Below are 21,382 nucleotides of genomic sequence, written 5' to 3' on the forward strand. Positions count from 1 at the left end.
GCCGTGGCCTCGCTCGAAGAGCCCGATCGCCGCCTTCCTGGCCTCGATGTCGTGCTTCACCCTCAAGTCGACACGCATAAAAAGCCTCCCATTTCTCATGTCCAAGAAATGGGAGGCAGTTCAGTGCGCAGCGGGGGTTTCTTGCATGTCCGAGGACGTTCTGAAAAGTAACTTCAGGGCGGGCCCGGACGATAACAACCGGCTACAAGTCGATGTGCGATTCCTTGATCGGGAACGGCTCCGCGAAGTGGCAGGCGCAGCAGTGGCCCGGTGCGACTTCCTTAAACTCGGGAAGCTTCTCAGAGCAGATGCCCTGCGCGATCGGGCAGCGCGTGTGGAAACGGCAGCCGGTCGGCGGATCCAGCGGCGACGGCGGGTCGCCAGCGAGGATGATGCGCTTGCGGGTCTTCTGGATATCAGGATCGGGAACCGGCACGGCAGACAGCAGCGACTGCGTGTACGGATGGTGAGGCTCGCTGTAGAGCGTCTTCCAGTCCGAAACCTCGACCATCTTACCCAGATACATAACGGCAACGCGATCGGAGATGTGCTGCACGACGGACAAGTCGTGGGCGATAAACAGATATGCGGTACCGAACTTGTCCTGGAGCTCCTTCAGTAGGTTCAGAACCTGGGCCTGAATGGACACATCCAGAGCGGAAACCGGCTCGTCGCAGATAATCAGCTTGGGCTTCAGCGCAAAAGCGCGGGCAATGCCGACACGCTGACGCTGACCGCCGGAGAACTCATGCGGATAGCGGTTGATGTGCTCGGGGTTCAGTCCAACGACGTCGAGAAGCTCGCGGACGCGCTCAATGCGCTCCTCCTTGGTACCCACGCCATGAATGGTCATGGGCTCGGAGACGATCTCGCCGATGGTCATGCGGGGATTCAGCGAAGCATAGGGATCCTGGAAGATAAACTGCATCTCGCGACGCATGTCCTTGATCTCATGCTTGCTCATCTCGGCAACATCTTTACCCTGGAAGAACACCTTACCGGCGGTCGGCTTGGTCAGGCGCATGATGGTACGGCCCGTGGTGGACTTACCGCAACCAGACTCGCCGACTAGGCCAAAGGTCTCGCCAGGATAAATCTCAAAAGAGATGTCGTTTACAGCAGAGACGACGCGCTTGGAAAAACGCTTGGCGAACATGCCGGACTCAGCGGGGAACTCCTTAGAGAGGTGCTCGACCTTCAGCAGCGGAGTACGCTCGTTGGTATCTGCCATTACGCCTCGCCTCCCTTCTTGGAATCCATGCGCGTACGGGACGTCTCAGGAGCGTTCTTGAGGAACTCGGGGTCACCGGAATAGTGGCACGCAGAATAGTGACCGGACTCGGTGACAACACGCTCGGGGCGCTGCTTGCGGCACTTATCGGTTGCATAAGGGCAACGAGGCGAGAACACGCAGCCCTCGGGCAGGTTCATTAGCGAAGGCGGATTGCCGTGAATCGGCGTAAGCGGCTTCTTCTCATCGATGGCCTGCTCCGGGATGGAGCGGATAAGGCCCCAGGTGTAGGGGTGGCGGCTCTCGTAGAAGATTTCCTCGGCAGTACCGAACTCGACGGGACGGCCGGCGTACATAACCATGATCTTGTCGGCCATATCAGCGACAACACCCAGGTCATGGGTAATCATGATGATGGCGTTGCCGTTCTTCTCCTGCATTTCCTGCATAAGCTCAATAATCTGAGCCTGGATGGTAACGTCCAGGGCAGTCGTGGGCTCATCGGCAATCAGAATATCGGGATCGCAGGCAAGAGCCATGGCAATCATGACGCGCTGACGCATACCGCCAGAGAACTGGTGCGGATACTCATTGACGCGCTTCTCGGGTTCAGGAATGCCAACGAGGTCCAAAAGCTCGGTGGCGCGCTTGAGCGCCTCCTGCTTGGAGTAACCGCGATGCAGACGAAGGCCCTCGCCCACCTGCTTGCCGATCTTATAGACCGGGTTCAAGGAGGTCATAGGATCCTGGAAGATCATCGCGATATCGTTACCGCGAATGTGCTGCATCTCTTCCTCGGTCATCTCAAGGATAGAACGACCGCGATAGCGAACGTCGCCGCCCTCAATCTTTCCCGGAGGCATCGAGATAAGACCCATGATGGTCATGGCGGTCACGGACTTGCCAGAGCCGGACTCGCCGACGACACCCAGGGTCTCGCCGCGATCGAGCGTGTAGGAGACACCGTCGACAGCGCGAACAATGCCATCCTCGGTGTGGAAATACATCTTAAGGTCATCGACCTCGAGCAGATGCTGGCCCTCGGGAACCGGCTGGTCCTTCAGGTCCACATAGTTCTTGTTCTTCTTCATCCTTATGCGTCCTTCATCTTGACGTCGAGGGCGTCGCGCAGACCGTCACCCAGCAGGGTGAAGGCGAGCACCGTCGAGAGAATTGCCAGACCGGGCATGATCATCATCCAGGGAGCGGTCAGAAGATACTGCTGACCGTCCTGAATCATGGAGCCCCACGAAGGCGTAGGCGGAATAACGCCCATGCCGAGGAAGGACAGAGCGGACTCGGTCAGAATGGCGCCACCAATGTTCATGGTCGCGTAGACCACGATGGAGGCGACGGAGTTCGGGAAGATGTGACGCACGACGATACGAGCATCGGATGCACCCATCGCGCGTGCAGCGTCAACATAGTCGTTTTCCTTGACCGTCAAGATTGCAGAGCGGAAGACGCGCGCAATCGAAGGCCAGCCGAGAATACCGATGGCGATAAAGACGTTCTGAAGACCACGGCCGATAACGGCGATCATGGCGACAACGAACAGCACGTACGGGAACGCCAGGAAGATGTCCGCACAGCGCATGATGATCGTATCCCAGATGCCGCCGTAGAAACCCGCCAGAGCACCCATGACCAGACCGATCAGCGTGGAGATCGCGGTGGCCATAATGCCGACGGACAGCGAAACACGTGCACCGTAGATAACGCGGACGAGAATGTCACGACCTAGGGCGTCGGTGCCAAACGGGTGCTCGGCACACGGAGCCAGCAGCGACGTCTGAGCCATGGTGGTCGAGTCGGAAGCCGTCGGCGAACCGAGCCAGGGCTTAGCCCACAGATCTGCGGTCAGGGCAACCACAACGACGATGATGATCCAGCAGACACCGATAACGGCGAGCTTGTTCTTACGGAGACGCTTAAAAGCGTCGCCCCACAGCGTGCGGGACTTGGCGGGAGCAGATGCGGCCTTGGTGGCGGTAGCCTGCTCCTGAGACTGAGAATCAGTTTCCTGCATGAGACGTACCTCCCTTAGGCCTTATCCGACGGACCGCCAAGGCGGATGCGCGGGTCGAGGAATGCATAGCTAATGTCGACGAGCAGGTTGATCACCATGACGACGACGACGATGAGCGTAACGCCGCCCATAACGATGGGCCAGTCACGCATGCTAATGGCGCGATAGACCTCATAGCCGATACCGGGCCAGTTAAAGACCGTCTCGGTCAGGATGGCGCCCGAAAGCATGCCGCCAAAGTCGACACCAATATAGGTAACGACGGGGATGAGTGCATTCTTAAGCGCATGCTTGATGATGATCGCGCGATTGGAGAGACCCTTGGCCTTTGCCGTACGGATGTAATCCTGGTTCATGACGTCAAGCAGCTGCGAACGCATAATGCGGGCGGCATAAGCGGTCGAAACCGAAGCCAGCGTAATGGTCGGAAGCACATAGTGCATCCAATCCTGATACTGAGAGCTGGAACCGCCGGCACCCGAGATCGGCATGGAGAATGCACCGCCCGTGGCGTCCTTGAGAATGACGCCAAAGAACAGCTGCAGCAACATACCGAGCCAGAAAGCCGGGACGGCAACGAGAATCGACGTGGTGAGCGTTACCAAAATATCCCAGAAGGAATAACGCTTAACCGCCGAAATGATACCCGCACCGATACCCATGATTGCCTCGAGCACGATGGCGCACGCGGCAAGTTTGACCGTATACGGATACTTCTGGGCAAAGATTTCCGTAACCGGCAGCTTGCGCTGATACGAATTGCCCAGATCGCCATGAAGCAGGCCGTTCATGTAATACAAGTAACGGTCCACGAGCGACGTTTGAACGGGGTCGCCGTTCTCGTCAAGGATCGCGTTGCCGTCCTCGTCCGACTGGACCAGGTGATAGCGGACGCGAAGCTGAAGCTCCACCTCGGGGGACAGAGCCTTGTCTCCACCGATCAGCTTGATCGGATCTCCCGGCACGATATTCTGGAGGGCGAACAGAATCAGCGTAACGCCCAAAAACACCGGGATGAACTGAAGCACACGTTTAACGATGTACTTACCCATACCACTCCCCTATCTAGGGATTAACCTAAATGGGATGCCGATCGCCAGACCGGCATCCCAAAATTACCATCAGCCAGTTTACCCCAGGTTAGGGAGAACTGTATGTTTCCCATGAGGTCTACGTAAATACTTGACCCTCACGGAAGCTGCAAACTCTTAGGCGAGCTCAGCGGTACCCAGCTCGGCATGCTTCTGCGGATCGACATAGAGGTGCTTGATGCGATCGGAGCCGACGATGGTGTGCGTGTAGAACATAATCGGGATGACCGGGCAGTCGGCAGCGACCATTGCGTCGGCCTCCTGCATCTTAGCGACGCGCTCCTCGTCGTCAACAATAGTACGAGCCTCGTCGACCTTGGCGTCGAACTCGGGGTTGTTGTAACCGGAGCGGTTATCGCCACCGAGGGAGTCGGAGTGGAACAGCGGATACAGGAAGTTGTCCATGATCGGGTAGTCGGCAATCCAACCCAGACGACCGAACTGATAGTTAAAGTTCTGATACTGCTCGAGCAGGGCAGACCACTCAGGAGTATCGGAGACAGCGGTAACGCCAACCTTGGCGAGGTCGCCGATGATGGACTCCATGATCTCCTTGTGACCGCCGTCCTGGTTGTAGGAAAGGGTCACGCTAATGCCACGATCCCCGTTAGCGCCAGCGGGAGCAACCTTGTCGAGGTACTCGTTAGCCTTGTCGACATCGTAGGCGCAGAACTCCCATGCGCCCTCCTTGTAGCCATCGATGCCCGGAGGAACAATGCCGTCGGCAGGGGTACGGGTACCCTTATAGATGGTCTTGCAGATGGCCTCACGGTTGATGGCCAGGGAGATGCCCCTGCGCAGGTCGGCGTTGTTGAACGGCTCGGCCGTGGTGTTGCAGGTCAGATAGTACGTGGAAGGCTCGGCGCCGAGCAGCATGCGCTCGCCGTCACCCATGGTGTAGCCGTCCTTGGACACGCCGCGATCCTTCTTGGCGGCATCGATCTGAGCGACGGGAACGTCGCAGACATCGAGGTTACCGGCCTGGAACTCCTTGTAAGCAGTCTCCATGTCCTTGATGACCTGGAAGTGGATGCCATCGATCTTGGCCTTGTCGCCATAGTAATCGTCGAACTTCTTGAGGTTGATCTCCTGACCATCCTCCCACTTGCCGTCCATCATGAACGGGCCGTTACCGACCGGTGCAAGATAGAAGCTCTTGACATCGGACTCGGCGCACTCGGGAACCGGGGCCAGAGCCGGGTGAGAGGCGACGAAGGGGAAGTCGGCGTAAGCGGAAGACAGCTTGACGACGAGGGTCTCATCGTCGGGGCAAGTAACACCGCTGAGCTCGGTAGCGTTACCGGCAAGCAGGTCGTCATAGCCCTCGACCATAGAAAGGTGATAGGAGACCTCGGAAGGGCCGTACTCGGTAGCGATGGCCGACTTGGTGTTGACCAGACGCTCCCAACCGAGCTTGAAGGACTTGGAGGTAACGTCGTCACCGTTGTGGAACTTGGCCTTCTTGATCTTGAAGGTGAACTCGGTGGCGTCGTCGTTGGCCTCAAAGGACTCGCAAGCCAGCGGAACGATCTCGCCCTTCTCGGCGTCATAAGAGGTCAGAGCATCAAAGAGCTGGTACTCGACCTGAGTGCCCTGGTCCTCCTGGACGTTATAGGGGTCGATGCAGACCGGGTTGTTGATGTAGAAGTTCAGCGTCGAACCGGACTCAGAACCGGAAGCGTCGCCGCCCTTCTTGCCGCATGCGGCAAGAAAAGCCATGGAGCTCGCAGCAAGGGTACCGCCGACAAAGGCGCGACGACCCATAACGGGCTGGTGGAACATAGAATCAGCCATGCCATCCTCCTTATGAGATAGGACAAAGTAAGTTCGGTCGGGCAACGTCAAGACAGCCCAATCGAACCATTCAAACGCGGTCCGCCGTTTTGGCTGGTTATACAAAGCGGACCAACGTATTGCAATACAGTAGCGCATTTTATGCACGATTTGGGGCTAATTCCGGTTAACGGTCGAGATTTTCTTTAGTTGGGCGAAGTATATGAGGATATTTTGACTCTGTTACAAATATGTAAACAAAATGGGTCCCGCACTTGCGGGACCCTTTTCAAGTATTTATGCGGTTCGTGATTAGTAGCCCACGATGCCCTGCGGGAAGAAGAACATGCACAGCACGACGCACACGGCAAACACGACAGCCATGATGACGGTCAGGCGGTCAAGGTTCTGCTCCATAACGCCCGTGGCAGAGCTGGAGTTATACAGCGAGCTGGCAATCATATCCGAAACGCCGGTACCCTTACCGGAATGCATCAGGACGAGAATCGTCAGCGCCACGGCAGAAACAGCCCAAACGACAAACAGAAGAATCTGGAACGGACCCATAGATAAGCTCCTTAATAGAACAGTTCAAACTCCAGTACTGTACCACAATCCCCCGCTCTCCCCTACCTGCCACTCAAGGACGGGGTGGAAATGGCAGAAATACCAAAAAGGGGGTTGTCCGGTTGTGGACAACCCCCTTGCTAGAAAACGGTATTTGTTTTCTATTAGGCCTCGGTAGCGAGCACGCGGCCCGTCATCTCGGCGGAAGGCTCAATACCAGCCATGGTGAGCATGGTCGGAGCGATATCGGAAAGACGGCCGTCCTCGATACCGGTGAGCTTGGCCTTCTCATCAACGATGATGAACGGCACGCGGTTGGTGGTGTGAGCCGTAAACGGATGCTTGGAGCCGTCGGAAGCAACGTCAAACATGTGATCGGCGTTGCCGTGGTCGGCGGTAATCAGTGCAAAGCCGCCCTTGGCGAGAATCGCCGGGACAACCTTGGACAGGGCATCGTCAACAGCCTCAACGGCCTTAACGGCAGCGTCGAAGACACCGGTGTGACCAACCATGTCGCAGTTCGCGAAGTTCACGATGTAGAAATCAGCGCGATCCTCGTTGATGGCGGCGACGAGCTTCTCGGTAACCTCGGGAGCGCTCATCTCGGGCTGCAGATCGTAGGTAGCAACCTTGGGGGAAGCGACGAGCACGCGCTCCTCGCCCTCCTTGGGCTCCTCGATGCCACCGTTGAGGAAGAACGTCACGTGGGCGTACTTCTCGGTCTCGGCAGTGTGCAGCTGCTTCAGGCCATTGGCGGCGATAACGTCGGCCAGGACGTTCTCGGGGAACGTCTTGGGGAAGGCGACCTCGACGTCAAACGTCGGATCATACTCGGTCATCGTCACAAAGTGCGAAAGCTTGATCTGCTCGCGCTCAAAGCCGTCGAACTCCTTGTCCGTGAACACGCGGGTCATCTGACGAGCACGGTCGGGACGGAAGTTGAAGAAGATGGCCGCGTCGCCCTCGTGAATGCCCTCGTTGTGGGCAGCGAAGGGCTCGACGAACTCGTCGCCGCGCGGGTCCTTCTCGTAGTAGGCCTTGATACCGGCAACGGGGTCGGTATCAGCATCGGACGCGTTGACCATGACGTCGTAGGCGCGCTGGATGCGCTCCCAACGATTATCGCGGTCCATGGCCCAATAACGGCCCGAGACGGTGGCAACGCGAGCGTCGCAACCGGTCTCCTCGGAGATCTTAGCCAGGAAAGCGCAGAACTCACTCATGTAACCGGCACCGGACTGCGGGTCAACGTCGCGACCATCCATGAAGGCGTGGACGCGAACGGTCTTGACACCGTGCTCGGCAGCCATCTTGACCAGAGCCTCGACGTGGTTCATGTGAGAATGAACACCGCCAGGGCTCATAAGGCCCATGAGGTGGAGAGTCTTACCGTCAGCCTTGACATCGTCCATAGCCTTGACGAAAACCTCGTTCTTGGCGATGGAACCGTCCTTGATGGCATTGTTGATGCGCGAAAGCTCCTGGAACACGATGCGGCCGGCACCGATGTTGAGGTGACCCACCTCGGAGTTACCCATCTGGCCGTCGGGAAGGCCCACGTCCTCGCCCGAAGCACCGAGCGTGGTGTGGGGGTACTTCTCGTACAGGCCATCAAGGAAGGGCGTCTTGGCAGCGGCGACGGCGTTCTCGCCATCGGCCGGAGCAAGGCCGCAGCCATCCATGATAATCAGGAGTGCAGGAAGATGACGTTGTGCCATATGTCCTACTCGCCTGCCTTGACGACCATAGAGGCGAAGTCGGCAGCCTTGAGCGAAGCGCCGCCCACGAGGGCGCCGTCAACGTCGGGCTTGGCGACGAGCTCGGCGATGTTGCCGGGCTTGGCGGAACCGCCATACAGCACGCGGATGCCGTTAGCGAGCTCCTCGCCGAACATCTCCTTGAGGGTCTCACGGATAGCACCGCAGACCTCCTGAGCGTCCTCGGCGGTAGCGGTCTTGCCGGTGCCGATGGCCCAGATGGGCTCGTAGGCGACGACGACCTGCTTGGGGCAGGTGATCTCAAGACCAGCAAGGCCAGCCTTGACCTGGTTCACGACGTGCTCGACATAGGTGCCAGCCTCGCGGACCTCGAGGGACTCGCCGCAGCAGAAGACGGGAACAAGGCCGGCGGCAACGAGAGCCTTAGCCTTCTTGTTCTGGTCCTCGTCGGTCTCGTGGAAGTAGTCGCGACGCTCGGAGTGACCGATGATGCAGTAGGTGCAGCCAGCGGACTTGAGCATGTCGCAAGAGGACTCACCGGTGAAGGCACCCTTGGCCTCCCAGTACACGTTCTGTGCACCGAGGGCAATGGGGGCAGCCTGAATACGGTCATGAACCGTGGTGATGTCGATGGTCGGAGGGCAGACGAGCACCTCGACGCCGGCCGGAACCTCGGGCAGAGCCTGAGCCAGCTCGTCGGCGAGCTTGGCGGCCTCGGCGACGTCGTTGTTCATCTTCCAGTTACCAGCGATAAGAAGGGTGCGATTAGGCATCGAGAAGCGCCTCCACTCCGGGCAGGGCCTTACCCTCGACGAGCTCCATGGAAGCGCCACCACCGGTGGAGATCCAGCTCATCTTGTCGGCCAGGTTGAACTTGTTGACAGCTGCGACAGAGTCGCCACCGCCGATGATCGAGGTGCAGTCGGCATCGGCGACAGCCTCGGCGATAGCCTGGGTGCCGTGAGCGAAGTTGTCGAACTCGAAGACGCCCATGGGACCATTCCAGAACACAGTCTTGGCGCCCTTGACGGCCTCGGCGTAAAGCTCCTCGGTCTTGGGGCCGATGTCCATACCCTCACGATCGTCGGGGATAGCGTCGGAAGCGACAACCTCGGGGACAGCGTCCTCGCCAAAGTGATCGGCAACGCGGTTGTCGATGGGGAGCAGGATCTTGACGCCCTTCTCCTCGGCCTTCTTGAGCATCTCGCCAGCGCGCTCGACCCAGTCCTCTTCCTTGAGGGACTGACCGACGGACAGGCCCTGAGCCAGGAAGAAGGTGTAGGCCATACCGCCACCGATGATCAGGGTGTCAGCAGAGTCGATGAGGTGATCGAGAACGCCGATCTTGGAGGAAACCTTGGAACCGCCGACGATGGCGACGAAGGGGCGCTCGGGCTCGGCGAAGATGCCGGTCAGCGTGTCGACCTCCTTCTCGAGCAGGAAGCCGGCGACGGCAGGCAGGTAAGCGGCGGGGCCCACGACGGAACCCTGGGCGCGGTGAGCGGTGCCGAAGGCATCGAGAACGAAGACGTCACCATAGGAAGCGAGCTTCTTGGCGATCTCGGGATCGTTCTTCTTCTCACGCTTATCGAAGCGGACGTTCTCGAGAACGAGGACCTTGCCCGGCTCGACGGCGGCAACAGCCTCAGCAGCCTTCTCGCCGTAGGTGTCGGCGACAAAGGCAACGTCGAGACCAGAGAGCTCGGCGAGCTTCTTGGCGACAGGCTCAAGGGAGAGCTCGGGCTGGAAGCCGGTGCCCTCGGGACGGCCGAGGTGGCTCATGAGGATGACGCGAGCGTTGTGCTCAACGAGATAGTTGATGGTGGGCAGGGCAGCCTTGATACGGGTGGTGTCGCCAACGACGCCATCCTTGATAGGCACGTTGAAGTCAACGCGGACGAGAACGCGCTTGCCGTCGACATCGATGTCGCGAACGGTCTTCTTGGTAAAGGCCATGTTTGCTTCTACCTTTCGTACGTGTCTGCCTCCCATTACGGCAGACGATTTCTTATAAAAAGGGCGCGACCCTAGGGTGTAAGCCCTATAAGGCCGCGCCCTTCTTTAGACGCTCAACGAGCTATTCGCTAAAAGCTAAATTAAGCAACGAACTTCTCGAAGTACTTGATGGTGCGGACCATCTGAGAGGTGTAGGAGTTCTCGTTGTCGTACCAAGAGGTGACCTGAACGAGGGTCTGACCGTTGCCGAGGTCAGAGCACATGGTCTGAGTGGCGTCGAAGATGGAGCCGTGGGTCTCGCCGATGATGTCGGTGGAGACGATGTCGTCCTCGTTGTAGCCGAAGGTCTCGGAGATGGTGGCAGCGTAGGCCTTCATAGCGGCGTTGACCTCGTCGACGGTGACCTTCTTGTCAACGACAGCGTAGAGGTTGGTGATGGAGCCGGTCGGCGTCGGGACGCGCTGGGCGGCACCGATGAGCTTACCGTTGAGCTCGGGGAGAACCAGGCCGATAGCCTTGGCAGCACCGGTGGTGTTGGGGACGATGTTAACGGCGCAGGCGCGGCTACGACGCTTGTTGCCCTTGCGCTGCGGGCCGTCGAGCGGCATCTGGTCGCCAGTCCAGGCGTGAATGGTGGTCATGATGCCGGACACGATGGGAGCGAAGTCGTTCAGACCCTTGGCCATCGGGGCGAGGCAGTTGGTGGTGCAGGAAGCAGCGGAGATGATGTTGTCCTCAGCGGTCAGCGTCTCATGGTTGACGTTGTACACGATGGTGGGCAGATCGCTGCCAGCCGGAGCGGAGATGACGACCTTCTTGGCGCCAGCGTTGATGTGGGCCTGAGCCTTAGCCTTGCTGGTGTAGAAGCCGGTGCACTCGAGAACGACGTCAACGTCGAGGTCGCCCCAAGGCAGGTTGTTGGCGTCGGCCTCCTTGTAGATCTTGATCTCCTTGCCGTCAACGGTGATGGAATCCTCGCCAGCAACGACCTCGTGATCGCGAGCGTAGTTGCCCTGCGTGGAGTCGTACTTCAGCAGGTAAGCGAGCATATCGGGAGAGGTGAGGTCGTTGATAGCGACGATCTCGGAGCCCTCATGACCGAACATCTGACGGAAAGCCAGACGACCGATGCGACCGAAGCCGTTAATAGCAACCTTTACTGCCATTGTGTCTCCTTTCGTAAGGCCCCCGCGAGCTACAGCGCCCGCCGTTGAGGCCCACAAACTAACCACTCGCCTAATATACCTTTTTTTTGACTTGAATTTCACGAGAATGCTCGAAATTGAAAATCAAATTTACGTTAAAACGTTTTAAAGACTAAAATAGCAGTTAAATCCATATATAAGTCGATACTTCAAACTACCTGTTTGCTTCAATGAGCTTTTCAAGCCGTAAAACACGATGGTAGAGGGCCGACTTCGACAAGGGAGGGTCAGCCATCTCCCCCAAATCACGCAGTGACAGATCGGGGTAGCGCTCGCGCAGGTCGCAAAAGACCGCCAAGGCATCCGGAAGCGCATCGCGAAGGCCACGCTGCTCGAGCTCATCGATCAACGCAAGCTGATGCTGGGCGGCACCGGCGCTTCTGGTCTGGTTGGCGAGCTCGGCGTTCACGCGACGGTTTACGTCGTTCTTAACCAATTTGACCGCGCGCGCTTCCTCGATCTCGGCAACGCTGCGCTTGGCGCCGACCAGCTTTAGGAGCTGCTCGATCTCCTCGGCGCTCTTAATGTACACGGCATATGACCCCCGCCGCGCATTAACACGAGCATGGACCCCAATCTGCTCCAACAGATCGCAAAGCCCCTTGGCATATTGCTCGCCCTGCACCGCGATCTCCAAATGAAAATCGCCGCGTGGATCGGCCACGAAGCCGCCCGCGATGAGCGCGCCGCGGATATAGGCAAGCCTGCAGCAGGGACGGGCAACGATATGTCGGGGCACGCCGGCGACAAGTCCTCCCCTGCGGTCGAGGATGCCCAGCAGCACCAGAGCCTTATCCAGGTCTGGCTGATCAGGCAAGGTGATGAGGTAGTTTCGAACCTTATGCAATACAGATTTACGAACGGTGAATTCCGTTTTGAGCTTAAGGATGCGATGCGTCAGTGTGATCATCGTGCGCGCGACGGCGCCCGTCTCGGTCGCGACCGTCAAACGATACCGCCCGGAGCCGGCCAGCGAAAGTGTACCGCTCACACGCGTCAGGGCGGCAAGCGTCGACAAATCGCAGTATTCACATTCGGGTTCGCAGCGCGCGAGTTCGTCACGCACCTCGGCGGTAAACGACATGCAGGCCTATGCTTTCGTGTTGGCGCGCGACAGGTCGCGGTGGGAAATGCTCACGTGATATTGAGCGCCTTCCAAATAACGTGCCGTGGCCTCGGCGATGGCAACGCTGCGGTGTTGACCGCCCGTGCAGCCGATGGCAATAGAAAGCTGTGGCTTGCCCTCCGCGATATAGCCCGGCATCACCGTATCGAGCAGCTGCGTCCAAGCTTTCCAGAACTCCTGGGTCTTGGGATGGTCCAGAACAAAGTCGGAGACCTTCTTATCGAGACCGGTCATGGTGCGCATCTCGGGATCGTAGAACGGATTGGGCAGGAAGCGAACGTCGATCATAATGTCCGCCTCAACGGGCATACCGTGCTTAAAGCCAAACGAGAACACGTGAACGTCCATGAGCTGCTGGTCGGACAACTCGGAGAACGCCATGCGCAATTTGTTGCGCAGGGCAGAGGTACGCAGGCGGCTCGTGTCGATGATCATATCGGCTCGGTCGCGCACACCCTGCAGCTGCAGGCGCTCGCGCTGAATCGCATCGGCCGTAGTCTCCCCCGGCTTGGCAATGGGATGGCGGCGGCGGTTTTCGCTATAACGACGGATCAGCACCTCGTCAGAGGCCTCGAGAAACACGATGTCACAGCTCATCTCGCGCTCCTCGAGTGCGGCAACGGCATCGAGCAGCTCATCGAACAAGCCCTGGCTGCGCAGGTCACAGGTGACGGCGAGATGCCTGCCCACGCCCGTATTGATGCCGACGAGCTCGGCAAGCTGGGCGATGAGACGCGGAGGCAGGTTATCGATGCAAAAATAGCCCATGTCCTCGAACACGTGCATGGCCTGTGTGCGGCCCGATCCGGACATTCCGGTGATGATGACGATATCGGGGATGCGCTCCGAGCGCTCCGCCGCATCCATGGCATCTCCCTTTTGCATGTGCTGCCTCCCGAAAACAAGCGCGGGACCCAGCAACCCGGATCCCGCGCGGTCAATTGCCTATATTGAGTATACCGCCCCGAGCGGATACGAGGCCTGTCTTACGCCTCAAGTGCAGCCTTGAACCAACTCGTAATACTCGTGGGGTGCGTGATGGCGGTGCCGACGACAACGGCCCAGGCGCCAGCATCGATCGCGGCGCGAGCCTCCTCGGGCGTATGCACGCGACCCTCGCAAATGATAGGAAGGCCGGGGAATTCCTCAGTCGCCTGACGCAGGAGCGGCAGGTCGGGGCCATCGGCCATGGTGCAGTCGATGGCGGCGACGCCGTGAGAAAGCGTGGTGGATACCAGGTCAAAGCCCATATCAACAGCACGGCGAATATCCTCGATGGTGGCACAATCCGCCATCAGGAGCACACCCTCCTCGTGCAGCGGGCGGAAGGTATCCTCGACCGTCTTGCCATCGGGGCGCGGACGATCGGTGGCGTCGATCGCCACGATATCGGCACCGGCAGCAACGCAGGCGCGAGCGTGACGCAGCGTCGGCGTGATGTAAACGCCCTCGTGCCCATCCTTCCACAGGCCGATGACGGGAACCTCACAGCGACCCTTAATGGCGGCAATGTCGGCAAGGCCCTGGCAGCGAATGGCGGCGGCGCCGCCGAGCTCGCAAGCGCGAGACATTTGCGCCATGGTCTCGGGCGTACGAAGCGGCTCGCCCATATACGCCTGAACGCTCACGACGAGCTTGCCCTTCAGGGACTGGATCAAAGGATCAACGGTCATGTTCGACTCAACCTTTCTCAAAACAGCCTTCTGAGACACCGCACCTTGACGTTCAAACCGTCGCTCGCGTACCGAAGTACGCTTCGCTCCTCTTTCACGTCAATCTGCGGCACCTCAGAAGGCGCACTTGGTAGTTATGTTTACTTCAACGATGCAAGAAGGTGTTCGGCGGCACCGATGAGCGGCGCGTCGCCCTCCAGAGAGCCGATGAGAATCGGCGTGTCCTGAAGCGGGTCGAGCGCCTGGCTGGCATAGCCCTCGTGCACCGAGTCCTTCCACGTCTGTGAACGCCAATCGGGACCTTGGTGAATCACGCCGCCCGAAAGCACGATGACCTCAGGGTCCAGGATGTTAGCGAGCGAGCCCAGGCTGGCGCCCAGCGCAAAGCCGGCGTCATGAATGACCTCGGTCGCCTTTGCGTCGCCTGCGCGGCACAGGTCGTTCACGTCACGGCCGACCGAAGGACGGCTGGGGTCGACGCGGCCAAAACGCTCATCGTACATGCGCCCGATTGATGTTCCGGAAGCAACCGACTCCAGATGGCCGGAACGCCCGCAGGCGCAGGGAATGCCGGCGGCAGCCGAGCACTCGATGTGGCCCATATGGCCGGCAGCACCATGGAAGCCCTGCATCACGCGGCCGTTCTCGACATATGCGCCGCCGATGCCCGTACCGATGCCCAAACACAAGACGGAGAACTTGCCCTTGCCGACGCCCCAGTGGGCCTCGCCCAGAGCATGAGCCTGCACGTCGCCTACAACGGCAACGGGAAGGCCGAGGTCCTCGCGCAGACGCGGCCCCAACTGAACGCCGGACCAGCCGGGCATAATCTCATTGGCATACGCGATGGCGCCCGTCTTGGGGTCGACGACACCGGCAGCGCCGATGCCAACTCCGAGGACCTCGACATCGGGATTTGCCTCAAGAGCTGCCTTGATAGACGCCTCGATGCGCTGGAAGACCGCTTCGCCACCCTCCTGGGCCTCGGTGGGAACCTCAGCCTCAAAAACGGGATGGGGCACACCGCCGTCAGCCGGGTACTCCATGATGGCAGTCGCGATCTTAGTTCCGCCGATATCGACAGAGCAGACGTACTTGTTCTCCATGTCGTTCTCCTTCGGAGACAAAACAACTACAGGAAATGCGCCGTCAGGCTAGCCGTCACAGCGCGGTAAAGGTTTTCCAGGTGCCCGAGATCGCCGAGAAACCGTGCGGCCATTGGCCTAATGGGTCATGGCCGCACGGTTGAACGGCGAGGTCGGGTGCCTGGGAAACCTTTAAAGGAGACCGTTGTCCTGGAGGACCTTGCGAATCGCCTCGACGTTCTCACCGGTCATGGCCTTCACCGGGCGCGGCATGGTCGGGCTGTCGAAGATGCCCATGAGGTTCATAGCGGTCTTGAAGGCGCCGACGCCACCGGCATAGCCCTGGACGCCCGAGGTGACATCCCAGATGTGCGAAATCTCATTGAGGCGATCCTGCTCGGCCTTGACGGTAGCCCAGTCACCAGCCTGAGCGGCCTTCCACTGACGAACGTAGCCCTCGGGCTCAACGTTGGCGAGGCCCGGAACGGAACCGTCGGCGCCACCGAGATAGGCACCGTCGACGACGACCTCATGGCCGGTAAGGATGCTCATCGGATGGCCGTTCTTCTCGTTCTCCTGAATGAGGTAGCGGAACGAGATGTCATCGCCCGAGGAATCCTTGACGCCAGCCAGGACGCCCTCGGCGCCGAGCTTAGCAAGGAGCTTCCAGGGGAGCTTGGTGTGGACGCACACGGGGATGTCGTAGGCGAAGATGGGCAGGTCGAGTTCCTCGTGAAGGATGCGGAAGTGCTCCTCGACCTCGGTCATGCCCTGCAGGGCATAGAACGGGCAGGTGGCGACGAGCGCATCGGCGCCCAGCTCCTGAGCGACCTTGCCGTGCTCGATCATGCGCTCGGTCTCGGTGTCGATGATGCCGACCAGAACGGGAACGCGGTGGTCGACGATACGGACGGCCTCTGCGACAATCTGGCGACGGCGCTCGTCGGTGGAGAAGACGACCTCGCCCGAGGAGCCCAGGAAGAACAGGCCATCGACGCCGGCATCGATCATGCGGTTGATGCTGCGCTCAAAGGAGGCAACGTCGAGCTGGTGGTCTTCGGTATCGGGAACAACGACGGGAGGGATAACGCCGGTGAATTTCTGAGTTGCCACAAGAATCTCCTTAGTTGTCTGGCGGGCAGCCCTATGCCGCCCACTCTTGTTGGCGGTGTCCAGGCCGTCTAGGCCAAAGAACACGAATAGAACGTTTGGTTAAAGAAGTCGACGACTTCGTTTTCGAACGCATTGATGCGCTCGTGAGCGTATTTGGCATAGATGATATGCCTCCGGTCACACTCAAGACCGTTGAATACGGCAAACTGGCCCTTGGGATCACTCACGGTATCCATGAGCGATGTGCCCATGAGCACCGAGCCACGAACCCGAGGCGACAGCGTCTCGAGACCGCTGGGAAGCGGATTGGCAAGCGCCGTGCAGGCAAGGCCCCGCTCGTCCAGAGCAGAAACCGCCAGCGCGACACCGCCGCCAAGGCCCTCGCCCCATGCAAAGATGCGGTCGGGATCCATGCCATCAAGGTTGCGCGCAACCTTCGCCAACGCGCAGCCCCAACGGACACGCTCGACAAAAGCAGGCGAGGTAATCCCCTGCTGCAGATCGCTGGATCCAATAGTCTCATCGTCCAGCGCAAGCACGGCATATCCCATGGCGGCAAACCGCGTCATGTGATGCCATCCCCGCACGGGTCGGTCGATGTCATGGAACATCAGACACAGCGGAACAAGCTCGGATCTTCGGGCGCAACCAGAGGGCTCAATCAAACGGCCGTGCACGACATACCCGCCGAGCTCAAAGGAAACCTCGGAGTAGCGCGCGCACGGATTGGCGAAATCAATCGCCGTAACGGTCAGCCCGCAAACCTCAAGGTCCGAAGCGGCTGTCTCCAACTCGGAAACATCCGCAGAAGCATCGCCGCGCCAATCCCGGAAATCAGAGAGCCTTGACGAAACCGTCCCAGCAATTCCCGCAAGCTCGGGGACAATCAGCTCATCGATATTGCTCTCGCACTTAGACATGAGCCTCCCCTCCCTTGCAGAAAAATGGAATGATCAGATCGTCAAAATCCTGAATCTCCTCGTGACCGAAGCCTTCAAAGAACTCATGACGCTTTTCACAGGTCAGGTTGTTGTAGACTGCAAACTGCGTCGCCGGAGGACAGACGATATCGGCTGTGCCCGTGCCAAACAGCACGGGGCATTTGACTATGGGGGCAAAGTTCTTGGAATCGAAGTACGCCAGCTTGGCATAGGCCTCGTCAATACGAGTCGAGTCCTCGTCAAACCAGCGAGACCAATAGCGCAGACCCTCGTAGGCAATGTCGTCGGCATCCAAATCCCAGACCAGGCGGAAATCCGACAGGAAGGGATAGAGGATGGCGGCGCGATTGATAAGCTCGCTGTTAAGCGCACAGGTCGCAATGCCCAAACCGCCGCCCTGCGATGCGCCGTTCACAAATACACGGGCAAGATCGATGCCCTCGAGCTCACGAACAATACGGCAAAGAATGCGGATATCTTGGTGCAAGCGGACATAGTAGAGGTTGGCCGGGTCGCCGTCGATACCGGCGACGATATGGCCCGCGACCGTCGTGCCCTCAAATCCACCAATGTCCTCGGAGGGACCTCCTTGGCCGGGGCAGTCGAGGGCGATGAGTGCCATGCCCATGCCCGCAAACGACGCCTGCTCAAACCAGCTGCGGCTTGCACCCGGATACCCATGGAACTGAAGTACCAATGGCACGGGCTCGTCCGAGACAGGTTTAAGGTACTTGGCGTGCAGGCGAGCGCCGCACATGCCGGTATACCAGAGATCGAAAAGCTGGCAGGTCACGGCATCGGTGACCGATGCCGCCTCGATCGCATAGTCAAGCCCGACGGCGTCAGCCTCGGCCATGCGATCCTTCCAAAAGAGATCGAAATCTGATGGACGGGACATAGCGCCTCGATATTCACCAAATTGATGTTGTAGCTCCTGAGCACTTGGCATGGCTCGTGAACCCAACCTTTCGAAATCGCAACGGAGGTGCGCCCGGCAAGGGAACCGGGCGCACGGGAGGGAAAGCGAAGTTACTCGCCGAGCTTGGGATGCAGCAGCGACGGCGCAGCGCCGAGCAGCATCTTAGTGTAGGGGTCTCGAGGATGCTGGAAAACCTGCTTGGCCTCGCCCTGCTCGACGATCTTGCCGCCATTCATGACGATGATGTCGTCGGAAATATAGCGGACCGTCTGGATGTCATGGCTGATGAACACCATAGCCAGGCCGAGTTCCTTCTTAAGGTCGGTCAGCAGGTTGAGAATCTGCGCGCGGACCGAAACGTCCAGAGCCGAGGTGGGCTCGTCGGCGATGATGGCATCGGGGTTCAGCGACAGGGCACGGGCAATTGCGACGCGCTGGCGCTGGCCGCCCGAAAGCTGGCCGGGAAGAACCTCGGCGGCGGAGGAGGGCAGACCGGTGAGCTCCAAGAGCTCCTTGACGCGCTTCTCCTGCTCGGCCTCGGTACCCAGGTTGTGGACGCGCATGGGGTCGAGCAGTTGCTCGCGAACGACCATGCGGGGGTTGAGCGCCGTGGCCGGGTTCTGGAACACGACCGAGATGACGCGACCCATGTGGCGACGGTCCTCGGCGGTACGCTTGGTGACGTCCTTGCCCTTAAAGTAGACCTTGCCGCTCGTGGGGGCCTGCAGGCCGCACATGACGTTAGCCGTGGTGGACTTTCCGCAACCGGACTCGCCGACGATGCCGATGGTCTGTCCGGGCATGAGCTTAATCGTTACACCCTGGACGGCGTGAACCAGGTTGGGGTGCAGAATCGAGCCGGTACGGGTCCTAAAGGTGACGTGGACGTCATCAAGGAAGATGATCGGCTCGACGCCGTTGACTGCGGTCTCGCTCATCTACATCACCTCCGCGTGAGGGGTCAAACCATTTGCCTTGAGCACCTCGTCGGGGAGCTCGGAATAGAAGTGCTCGGTGCCGGGCACGCGCTTGAAGACCGGACGGGTGTCCAGGCCAATGCGCGGATGGCTCGAGCGGGGCGCGAAGCGATCGCCCTTGGGGAAATCGCGCGGGCTCGGAACGGCGCCGGGCACCTGGTGCAGGCGGCCCGAACCGCTCTCGATGGACAGGACGGAACCCAGAAGGCCGCGGGTGTACTCGTGAATCGGGTTGGTGAGCAGCTCCTTGGTGGGCGCCTGCTCAATAACCTGGCCGGCGTACATAACCGTGATGTTGTGGGCGACCTCGGCGACCAGCGCCAGGTCGTGCGAAACGAAGATCATGGCAAAGCCGAGCTTGGCCTGAAGGTCGTTGAGCAGCTTGATGACCTGCTTCTGGACCGTAACGTCCAGAGCGGTCGTGGGCTCGTCGCAGATAACCAGCTTGGGGTCGCGGGTAAGGGCCATAGCGATCAGAACGCGCTGACGCTGACCACCGGAAAGCTCGTGCGGATAGCTCTCGAGCGTACGCTTGGGGTCGAGGCCCACGAGCTCCAGGAGTTCCTCGGCGCTACGGGTGCCGCCGCGCTTGGTGAGCTGCTTCATCTGGGCAGAGATGAGCATGGAGGGGTTGAGCGAGGACAGGGCGTCCTGATAGACCATGGCGATATCGGTACCGCGCAGGCCGAACCACTCCTTCTTGCTCATCTTGAGCAGGTCGCGGCCCTCCCAGAGAACCTCGCCGGAAAGATGCTCGTCATCGTCGGTCAGGCCCATGATGGCCAGCGTGGTGATGGACTTACCGCAGCCGGACTCGCCTACCAGGCCCATGGTCTGGCCGGGACGGACGTCAAAGTTAACGTGGTCGACGACGTTGATATCACCGTGGTGCTCAAACTGGATGCAGAAATCGCGGACCGAAAGGATCGGCTCAACGGACTCATCGGGCACATGGCGGTCGTTACGCTTGAGCTCGACATCGCGCAGTGCGCCAAGACGGGCGGACAGGGACTGAGCCTGCTCCTTGTAGGCACGAACGGGGTCGGAAACCAGCAGGTCGGCCTCGCGGCGCTTGGAGGAATCGGTCGGATCCAGGGCGGCGGAGGGAGCAGCGGCCATGGCGTCGGTAATGCCCTCGGAGAGGATGTTGAGCGCCAGGCAGGTGATCATGATGGCCAGGCCCGGGAACAGTGCCTGCCACCAACGGCCAGCGAGCACGCCACCGCGTGCGTCGGCGAGAATGTTGCCCCAGGTAGCGGTGGGCTCCTGGATGCCGGCGCCGATGAAGGTCAGCGAGGCCTCGAAGATAATGGCGTCGGCGACCAGGGTAACGGTGAAGACCATAATCGGAGCGATGCAGTTACGCAGAACATGCTTGATCAGAATCCACGGAGCCTTGGCGCCGGACACGATGACCGCGCGGACATAGTCCTCACCGTACTCGGACACGATGTTGGCGCGCACGATACGGGCGATCTGCGGGGTGTACATAAAGCCGATCGCAAAGATGATCGACGGCACGGAATTGCCCAGGATGGAAACGAAAACGGCTGCGAGGGCGATACCCGGGATGGACATGATGATGTCCAGGATACGCATGATCGCCTCAGAGATAGACTTGCGCGAAACCGCTGCAAGAGCGCCGACAACGGAACCACAGACCAAAGCCATGGCGGTAGCACCAAAGCCGATAATCAGCGAGTAACGTCCGCCGTAGAGCATGCGCGACAGAATGTCGCGACCCTTATCGTCGGTACCGAAGATAAATCCGTTGCCGGGAGCCTGGCGAGCCGTAAAGATCTCGACCGGGCTATAGGGGGCAAGAAGGGGCGCCAAAATCGCAGTCAGGGCGACCAGCACCAGCACGACGGCGGCAATCTTAGAAGACAGCGTCATCTTCTTCCAGCCACCGAGCTTGAGCCCCTTGGAGGCAGCCTTCTCGAGCTGCTCGGTTTGCTTCTCTCGAATCTTTACCATA

The 21,382-nt window shown here is 59.6% G+C and carries 19 protein-coding genes; all 19 read right to left on the minus strand.

Translation table 11 applies throughout. The features are described 5' to 3' along the window. Window positions 1-202: 202 nt before the first annotated feature. The 19 genes from NBH09_RS08740 to NBH09_RS08830 all read right to left on the minus strand — a co-directional run bounded on the left by NBH09_RS08740 (window position 203) and on the right by NBH09_RS08830 (window position 21,381). The gene (locus NBH09_RS08740) at window positions 203-1,231 is read right to left on the minus strand and encodes an ABC transporter ATP-binding protein (RefSeq protein ID WP_022094888.1); all 1,029 of its coding nucleotides are present in this window, start codon (window positions 1,229-1,231) and stop codon (window positions 203-205) included. Next, the gene (locus NBH09_RS08745) at window positions 1,231-2,322 is read right to left on the minus strand and encodes an ABC transporter ATP-binding protein (protein WP_138375019.1); all 1,092 of its coding nucleotides are present in this window, start codon (window positions 2,320-2,322) and stop codon (window positions 1,231-1,233) included. Before NBH09_RS08745 ends, NBH09_RS08740 begins: the two co-directional genes overlap by 1 nt. Before the next feature lie 2 nt (window positions 2,323-2,324). Next, the gene (locus NBH09_RS08750; RefSeq protein WP_022094886.1) at window positions 2,325-3,260 is read right to left on the minus strand and encodes an ABC transporter permease; all 936 of its coding nucleotides are present in this window, start codon (window positions 3,258-3,260) and stop codon (window positions 2,325-2,327) included. Window positions 3,261-3,274: 14 nt separating this feature from the next. Continuing rightward, complete coding sequence (locus NBH09_RS08755; RefSeq protein ID WP_117877270.1) at window positions 3,275-4,312, minus strand: ABC transporter permease; 1,038 nt, start codon at window positions 4,310-4,312, stop codon at window positions 3,275-3,277. 156 nt (window positions 4,313-4,468) lie between these two features. Continuing rightward, window positions 4,469-6,145, minus strand: a complete 1,677-nt coding sequence (locus NBH09_RS08760) for a peptide ABC transporter substrate-binding protein (RefSeq protein WP_138375020.1) — start codon at window positions 6,143-6,145, stop codon at window positions 4,469-4,471. Window positions 6,146-6,436: 291 nt separating this feature from the next. Beyond that, complete coding sequence (gene secG / locus NBH09_RS08765; protein ID WP_006236144.1) at window positions 6,437-6,691, minus strand: preprotein translocase subunit SecG; 255 nt, start codon at window positions 6,689-6,691, stop codon at window positions 6,437-6,439. Window positions 6,692-6,855: 164 nt separating this feature from the next. Then, window positions 6,856-8,409, minus strand: coding sequence for a 2,3-bisphosphoglycerate-independent phosphoglycerate mutase (gene gpmI, locus NBH09_RS08770; RefSeq protein ID WP_055310511.1), 1,554 nt, complete (start codon window positions 8,407-8,409; stop codon window positions 6,856-6,858). Window positions 8,410-8,414: 5 nt separating this feature from the next. After that, on the minus strand, window positions 8,415-9,182 hold the full coding sequence (gene tpiA / locus NBH09_RS08775) for a triose-phosphate isomerase (protein WP_022094882.1): 768 nt from the start codon (window positions 9,180-9,182) through the stop codon (window positions 8,415-8,417). Next, complete coding sequence (locus tag NBH09_RS08780; RefSeq protein WP_195246816.1) at window positions 9,175-10,365, minus strand: phosphoglycerate kinase; 1,191 nt, start codon at window positions 10,363-10,365, stop codon at window positions 9,175-9,177. The genes tpiA and NBH09_RS08780 overlap by 8 nt, the downstream gene beginning before the upstream one ends. A gap of 140 nt (window positions 10,366-10,505) precedes the next feature. Next, window positions 10,506-11,531: a type I glyceraldehyde-3-phosphate dehydrogenase gene (gene gap, locus NBH09_RS08785; RefSeq protein WP_022094880.1), complete on the minus strand. Its 1,026-nt coding sequence runs from the start codon at window positions 11,529-11,531 to the stop codon at window positions 10,506-10,508. A gap of 193 nt (window positions 11,532-11,724) precedes the next feature. Further along, window positions 11,725-12,654: a DNA-binding protein WhiA gene (whiA, locus tag NBH09_RS08790; protein ID WP_195246818.1), complete on the minus strand. Its 930-nt coding sequence runs from the start codon at window positions 12,652-12,654 to the stop codon at window positions 11,725-11,727. A gap of 6 nt (window positions 12,655-12,660) precedes the next feature. Continuing rightward, window positions 12,661-13,581 (minus strand): RNase adapter RapZ, encoded by a 921-nt coding sequence (gene rapZ / locus NBH09_RS08795; protein WP_022094878.1) that lies wholly within the window; start codon window positions 13,579-13,581, stop codon window positions 12,661-12,663. A gap of 101 nt (window positions 13,582-13,682) precedes the next feature. Next, a complete protein-coding gene (locus NBH09_RS08800) occupies window positions 13,683-14,369 on the minus strand; it encodes an N-acetylmannosamine-6-phosphate 2-epimerase (protein WP_022094877.1) in 687 nt (228 codons plus the stop codon). Between the two features lie 140 nt (window positions 14,370-14,509). Next, window positions 14,510-15,475 carry an ROK family protein gene (locus tag NBH09_RS08805; RefSeq protein WP_006236155.1) on the minus strand — a complete coding sequence of 322 codons (966 nt, stop codon included), beginning with the start codon at window positions 15,473-15,475 and terminating at the stop codon, window positions 14,510-14,512. Between the two features lie 171 nt (window positions 15,476-15,646). Next, a complete protein-coding gene (locus NBH09_RS08810; protein ID WP_196025586.1) occupies window positions 15,647-16,567 on the minus strand; it encodes a dihydrodipicolinate synthase family protein in 921 nt (306 codons plus the stop codon). A gap of 68 nt (window positions 16,568-16,635) precedes the next feature. Continuing rightward, window positions 16,636-17,487 carry an acetylxylan esterase gene (locus NBH09_RS08815; RefSeq protein WP_118081942.1) on the minus strand — a complete coding sequence of 284 codons (852 nt, stop codon included), beginning with the start codon at window positions 17,485-17,487 and terminating at the stop codon, window positions 16,636-16,638. Further along, window positions 17,480-18,457: an acetylxylan esterase gene (locus tag NBH09_RS08820; RefSeq protein ID WP_225093364.1), complete on the minus strand. Its 978-nt coding sequence runs from the start codon at window positions 18,455-18,457 to the stop codon at window positions 17,480-17,482. The genes NBH09_RS08815 and NBH09_RS08820 overlap by 8 nt, the downstream gene beginning before the upstream one ends. Before the next feature lie 80 nt (window positions 18,458-18,537). Then, a complete protein-coding gene (locus NBH09_RS08825; RefSeq protein ID WP_118081936.1) occupies window positions 18,538-19,365 on the minus strand; it encodes an ABC transporter ATP-binding protein in 828 nt (275 codons plus the stop codon). Continuing rightward, window positions 19,366-21,381, minus strand: coding sequence for a dipeptide/oligopeptide/nickel ABC transporter permease/ATP-binding protein (locus NBH09_RS08830; protein ID WP_006236160.1), 2,016 nt, complete (start codon window positions 21,379-21,381; stop codon window positions 19,366-19,368). Window position 21,382: the final 1 nt, after the last annotated feature.

The sequence above is a fragment of the Collinsella sp. BG-O-102 genome, from assembly GCF_023656745.1.
GTDB lineage: Bacteria > Actinomycetota > Coriobacteriia > Coriobacteriales > Coriobacteriaceae > Collinsella.